Source organism: Psychrobacter sp. Rd 27.2 (assembly GCF_001921755.1).
In the GTDB taxonomy this organism is placed as follows: domain Bacteria; phylum Pseudomonadota; class Gammaproteobacteria; order Pseudomonadales; family Moraxellaceae; genus Psychrobacter; species Psychrobacter celer.
Map to the genome: position 1 here is coordinate 1 of NZ_MRYB01000024.1, position 5,342 is coordinate 5,342.

Here is a 5,342-nt window from a genome sequence, read left to right on the forward strand (position 1 = left end):
TTCTAACTATAAAAATTATCATTTACTCAGCAGAAAAACTCAAAGTTAATTCATTACGAACATAATTTTAAGCGATTTGCTAGATAAATGAGCCAAGATTAGAAGTCATCTTCCTATTTATAGGTAAAGGCTTCAGATAGATTAAACTGAAGAGTTTGATCATGGCTCAGATTGAACGCTGGCGGCAGGCTTAACACATGCAAGTCGAGCGGAAACGATGGTAGCTTGCTACCAGGCGTCGAGCGGCGGACGGGTGAGTAACACTTAGGAATCTACCTAGTAGTGGGGGATAGCTCGGGGAAACTCGAATTAATACCGCATACGACCTACGGGAGAAAGGGGGCAGTTTACTGCTCTCGCTATTAGATGAGCCTAAGTCGGATTAGCTAGATGGTGGGGTAAAGGCCTACCATGGCGACGATCTGTAGCTGGTCTGAGAGGATGATCAGCCACACCGGGACTGAGACACGGCCCGGACTCCTACGGGAGGCAGCAGTGGGGAATATTGGACAATGGGGGCAACCCTGATCCAGCCATGCCGCGTGTGTGAAGAAGGCCTTTTGGTTGTAAAGCACTTTAAGCAGTGAAGAAGACCATATGGTTAATACCCATATGCGATGACATTAGCTGCAGAATAAGCACCGGCTAACTCTGTGCCAGCAGCCGCGGTAATACAGAGGGTGCAAGCGTTAATCGGAATTACTGGGCGTAAAGCGAGCGTAGGTGGCTTGATAAGTCAGATGTGAAATCCCCGGGCTTAACCTGGGAACTGCATCTGATACTGTTAAGCTAGAGTAGGTGAGAGGGAAGTAGAATTCCAGGTGTAGCGGTGAAATGCGTAGAGATCTGGAGGAATACCGATGGCGAAGGCAGCTTCCTGGCATCATACTGACACTGAGGCTCGAAAGCGTGGGTAGCAAACAGGATTAGATACCCTGGTAGTCCACGCCGTAAACGATGTCTACTAGTCGTTGGGGAACTTGATTCCTTAGTGACGCAGCTAACGCAATAAGTAGACCGCCTGGGGAGTACGGCCGCAAGGTTAAAACTCAAATGAATTGACGGGGGCCCGCACAAGCGGTGGAGCATGTGGTTTAATTCGATGCAACGCGAAGAACCTTACCTGGTCTTGACATATCTAGAATCCTGCAGAGATGCGGGAGTGCCTTCGGGAATTAGAATACAGGTGCTGCATGGCTGTCGTCAGCTCGTGTCGTGAGATGTTGGGTTAAGTCCCGCAACGAGCGCAACCCTTGTCCTTAGTTACCAGCGGGTTAAGCCGGGAACTCTAAGGATACTGCCAGTGACAAACTGGAGGAAGGCGGGGACGACGTCAAGTCATCATGGCCCTTACGACCAGGGCTACACACGTGCTACAATGGTAGGTACAGAGGGCAGCTACACAGCGATGTGATGCGAATCTCAAAAAGCCTATCGTAGTCCAGATTGGAGTCTGCAACTCGACTCCATGAAGTAGGAATCGCTAGTAATCGCGGATCAGAATGCCGCGGTGAATACGTTCCCGGGCCTTGTACACACCGCCCGTCACACCATGGGAGTTGATTGCACCAGAAGTGGTTAGCCGAACCTTTTAGGACGGCGATCACCACGGTGTGGTTGATGACTGGGGTGAAGTCGTAACAAGGTAGCCGTAGGGGAACCTGCGGCTGGATCACCTCCTTATAGACGCATTCAGTCAGCAAGAATTCACAACAAGTTGTTCTTTAGTTTAAGCTTACGTTTTAGGACGTACTAGGGTCTGTAGCTCAGCTGGTTAGAGCACCGTGTTGATAACGCGGGGGTCGGTGGTTCAAGTCCACCTAGACCCACCATTATACATGGGGCCATAGCTCAGTTGGTAGAGCGCCTGCCTTGCACGCAGGAGGTCAACGGTTCGACTCCGTTTGGCTCCACCACTACAAACTTCGGTAGCTTAGAGTGCAAATAAAGATAGGTATTAAATAGAAACAAGTGATTTATCTTTAAATAAGACACGATTACTTCTTTCTGTTTTATACGGAAATCTATGACTTGACGAGAGCATAGAGACTATTTAAAAACATAGATATGAGTCTGGGTTAGCAATAACATTTCACGTGTTATTGCTAACCTGAAGGCTAGCCTTTTAACGACATTGTTTGTTATCCCAAGGGCTAGTCTTCAAAGTAAAGAGAACTGAATCAAGCGTAAACATAGGTGATATCGTTATAATTGCTGACAAAGACCCTTTGGGGTTGTATGGTCAAGTAATTAAGCGCACATGGTGGATGCCTTGGCAGTCAGAGGCGATGAAAGACGTGACAGCCTGCGATAAGCTTCGGGGAGGCGGCAATATCCTGTGATCCGGAGATTTCTGAATGGGGAAACCCACTTACCATAAGGTAAGTATCTTGTACTTGTACAAGAAGCGAACGAGGGGAAGTGAAACATCTCAGTACCCTTAGGAATAGACATCAATTGAGATTCCCCTAGTAGCGGCGAGCGAACGGGGAGAAGCCGATTAATGCTAATGTAGAAGAACAGCGTGGGAAAGCTGACCATAGTAGGTGATAGTCCTGTATTCGAAACATTAGCGTTAACATATTAAGTAGAGCGGGGCACGAGAAATCCTGTTTGAAGATGGGGGGACCATCCTCCAAGGCTAAATACTCCTGACTGACCGATAGTGAACCAGTACCGTGAGGGAAAGGCGAAAAGAACCCCTGTGAGGGGAGTGAAATAGAACCTGAAACCGTGTGCGTACAAGCAGTGGGAGCCACCTTGCGTGGTGACCGCGTACCTTTTGTATAATGGGTCAGCGACTTATATTCTGTAGCAAGGTTAACCGTTTAGGGGAGCCGTAGGGAAACCGAGTCTTAATAGGGCGTCTAGTTGCAGGGTATAGACCCGAAACCGAGTGATCTATCCATGAGCAGGTTGAAAGTGCCGTAACAGGCACCGGAGGACCGAACCCACTGTCGTTGAAAAGCCAGGGGATGACTTGTGGATAGGGGTGAAAGGCTAATCAAACTCGGTGATAGCTGGTTCTCCCCGAAAGCTATTTAGGTAGCGCCTCGGACGAACACCATTGGGGGTAGAGCACTGTTTCGGCTAGGGGGTCATACCGACTTACCAAACCGATGCAAACTCCGAATACCGATGAGTGATATCCGGGAGACACACGGTGGGTGCTAACGTCCATCGTGGAGAGGGAAACAACCCAGACCGCCAGCTAAGGCCCCAAATTCCTAGTTAAGTGGGAAACGAGGTGGGAAGGCATAGACAGCTAGGAGGTTGGCTTAGAAGCAGCCATCCTTTAAAGAAAGCGTAATAGCTCACTAGTCGAGTCGGCCCGCGCGGAAGATGTAACGGGGCTCAAACTAGGAGCCGAAGCTGCGGATTTGAATTTGTTTTCAAGTGGTAGGGGAGCGTTGTGTAAGCCTGTGAAGGTGTGTTGTAAAGCATGCTGGAGGTATCACAAGAGCGAATGCTGACGTGAGTAACGATAATGCGAGTGAAAAGCTCGCACGCCGGAAGATCAAGGGTTCCAGTCCAACGTTAATCGGGGCTGGGTGAGTCGACCCCTAAGGCGAGGCCGAAAGGCGTAGTCGATGGGAAATCGGTTAATATTCCGATACTTGTTTATGATGCGATGGAGGGACGGAGAAGGTTATGCCAGCTCAGCGATGGTTGTCTGAGTGGAAGGATGTAGGTTTATAGCTTAGGTAAATCCGGGCTATTTTATACCGAGATCTGATAGCAAGTCCTACTTGTAGGACGAAGTGGCAAATACCATGCTTCCAGGAAAAGCTTCTAAGCGATAGTCATAAACGAATCGTACCCTAAACCGACACAGGTGATCAGGTAGAGAATACCAAGGCGCTTGAGAGAACTCTGCTGAAGGAACTAGGCAAAATGGTACCGTAACTTCGGGAGAAGGTACGCTGCTGATGGTGAAGGACTTGCTCCGTAAGCTATTGGCAGTCGCAGATACCAGGCTGCTGCAACTGTTTATTAAAAACACAGCACTCTGCAAACACGAAAGTGGACGTATAGGGTGTGATGTCTGCCCGGTGCTGGAAGGTTAATTGATGGGCTTAGCGTATGCGAAGGTCTTGATCGAAGCCCCAGTAAACGGCGGCCGTAACTATAACGGTCCTAAGGTAGCGAAATTCCTTGTCGGGTAAGTTCCGACCTGCACGAATGACATAATGATGGCAGCGCTGTCTCCAGCAGAGACTCAGTGAAATCGAAATCGCAGTGAAGATGCTGTGTACCCGCGGCTAGACGGAAAGACCCCGTGAACCTTTACTACAGCTTTACATTGAACTTTGACCTGACTTGTGCAGGATAGGTGGGAGGCTTTGAAACCGAGACGCTAGTCTTGGTGGAGCCAATCTTGAAATACCACCCTGGTCATGTTGGGGTTCTAACTCAGGTATAACAATACCGAGGACAATGTATGGTGGGTAGTTTGACTGGGGCGGTCTCCTCCTAAAGAGTAACGGAGGAGTACGAAGGTGCGCTCAGAACGGTCGGAAATCGTTCATAGAGTATAAAGGCAAAAGCGCGCTTAACTGCGAGACCCACAAGTCGAGCAGGTACGAAAGTAGGTCTTAGTGATCCGGTGGTTCTGTATGGAAGGGCCATCGCTCAACGGATAAAAGGTACTCTGGGGATAACAGGCTGATACCGCCCAAGAGTTCATATCGACGGCGGTGTTTGGCACCTCGATGTCGGCTCATCTCATCCTAGGGCTGAAGCAGGTCCTAAGGGTATGGCTGTTCGCCATTTAAAGAGGTACGCGAGCTGGGTTTAGAACGTCGTGAGACAGTTCGGTCCCTATCTACCGTGGGCGTTGGAAATTTGAGAGGATCTGCTCCTAGTACGAGAGGACCAGAGTGGACGAACCGCTGGTGTTCGGGTTGTCATGCCAATGGCATTGCCCGGTAGCTACGTTCGGATGGGATAACCGCTGAAAGCATCTAAGCGGGAAGCCCACCTCAAGATTAGATTTCCCTAAAGAGCCGTTCAAGACTAGGACGTTGATAGGCAGGGTGTGGAAGCGCAGCGATGTGTGGAGCTAACCTGTACTAATTGCTCGTTTGGCTTGACCATACAACACCCAAGTGGTTTGTATCAAGCAATTATATCGATATCACCTTTATCCTTGATTCAGTTAGGATAAGTGATACTTAGTCAAATAAGTAAAACAAACACAGACTCATATCTAACCCCCTTTGCTGACGACAATAGCACGATGGCACCACCTGATCCCTTCCCGAACTCAGAAGTGAAACATCGTTGCGCCAATGGTAGTGTGGCTCCGGCCATGTGAGAGTAGGTCATCGTCAGCTCCCTAT

At 49.2% G+C, this 5,342-nt stretch carries 2 tRNA genes and 3 rRNA genes; all 5 read left to right on the top strand.

Going from position 1 to position 5,342, the window contains the following annotated elements:
* Positions 1 to 143 precede the first annotated feature (143 nt).
* The 5 genes from BTV99_RS12345 to rrf all read left to right on the top strand — a co-directional run bounded on the left by BTV99_RS12345 (position 144) and on the right by rrf (position 5,336).
* Positions 144 to 1,683 (top strand): 16S ribosomal RNA (locus tag BTV99_RS12345).
* A 72-nt stretch (positions 1,684 to 1,755) separates the two neighbouring features.
* Positions 1,756 to 1,832 (top strand) — tRNA-Ile (locus BTV99_RS12350).
* 8 nt (positions 1,833 to 1,840) lie between these two features.
* A tRNA-Ala gene (locus BTV99_RS12355) sits at positions 1,841 to 1,916 on the top strand.
* A 324-nt stretch (positions 1,917 to 2,240) separates the two neighbouring features.
* Positions 2,241 to 5,097: ribosomal RNA gene (locus BTV99_RS12360) — 23S ribosomal RNA — on the top strand.
* Positions 5,098 to 5,221: 124 nt separating this feature from the next.
* A 5S ribosomal RNA gene (rrf, locus tag BTV99_RS12365) occupies positions 5,222 to 5,336 on the top strand.
* Together the 16S, 23S and 5S rRNA genes with 2 tRNA genes alongside form the textbook arrangement of a ribosomal RNA operon.
* Positions 5,337 to 5,342 lie beyond the last annotated feature (6 nt).